Below are 990 nucleotides of genomic sequence, written 5' to 3'. Positions count from 1 at the left end.
AATTTAATTATTTGTTGCACATTTTGCAAAAAAACGATGATGATTTTAAAAAAACAATCATTGAATTGAACAAATATCATCATTATCAATTAAAAAATGTAGATGACTTTATAAACAAAGTCTATGAAGTAAAGCAATTTATAAGTAATCGTTGCTTATATAACGCACAAAAACAATTTAGAAAGGAGTTGAATCTCATTGATGAGACTTATAGGAAGAAAAGAAACTAAAATGAGTGAAGATTTGAAGAAAGTTTTTAAATCTCAAAATTTAGGATTTGATGATATTCAAGTCGATTTCGATGCTGAAAAAATCTACATTTACGAGTTACCCAATGGCGTAGTAACAGAAAACACACGCAACATTGATGAGAGATATTTAAAAGATGCGAGAAACATCGTGCGTCGACATCTCCCAAGTAAATACCGTCTTACTCCACAGACAGAACTGATTTTTGAGAATGTAGATGACTTCAAGCGATTAGTAATTAAATTTGAATCAGCAGAATCGAAACGGATTGATGATACCCACAATAGAAATGGTGATTACTTAATCCCGCTAATGAAGGGCGTAAATTGGGACATCTCTAAAGAGCCCCACGCCTTGATAACAGGCGTAAGTGGCTCAGGAAAATCAATGTTCATTAATTACTTGTTTAAGTGCTTTAAAGAAAAAGACGCACATATTTACACTATTGATCCTAAATTCGCTGACCTTTACGTCATTAGTCAAAAACATTTAGCGCCATCGCAATATGCCACAGAAAAAGAAGATGTAATAGCTTTATTGGAGCATCTTAATGAAATCTTAGACTTTCGTCAAAAGCTCTTATCGTCCAACTACGATGAATTAGGCATGGACGCATATAAAGCAAAAATGACGCCAATTGTCCTCTTTTATGACGAACTAGCAGCCTTTGTGATGAATTTAACAAACAAAGCAGAAAAAACAAGATATGATGGATTGATTAAAAATTTAATCTTAAAAGGT

The 990-nt window shown here is 32.6% G+C and carries 2 protein-coding genes; both read left to right on the top strand.

Annotated elements, in window-relative coordinates:
• Window positions 1-230, top strand: a 230-nt coding sequence (locus tag L284_RS48645; protein WP_235054301.1) for a hypothetical protein, incomplete at its 5' end; no start/stop codon positions are given.
• A 1-nt stretch (window position 231) separates the two neighbouring features.
• Window positions 232-990, top strand: a 759-nt coding sequence (locus tag L284_RS47155; RefSeq protein WP_081673891.1) for an FtsK/SpoIIIE domain-containing protein, incomplete at its 3' end; no start/stop codon positions are given.

The organism is Novosphingobium lindaniclasticum LE124, from assembly GCF_000445125.1.
Classification (GTDB): domain Bacteria; phylum Pseudomonadota; class Alphaproteobacteria; order Sphingomonadales; family Sphingomonadaceae; genus Novosphingobium; species Novosphingobium lindaniclasticum.
The sequence above is the reverse complement of the archived record's forward strand: the minus strand, read 5'-3'. Positions and strand labels throughout refer to the sequence as shown.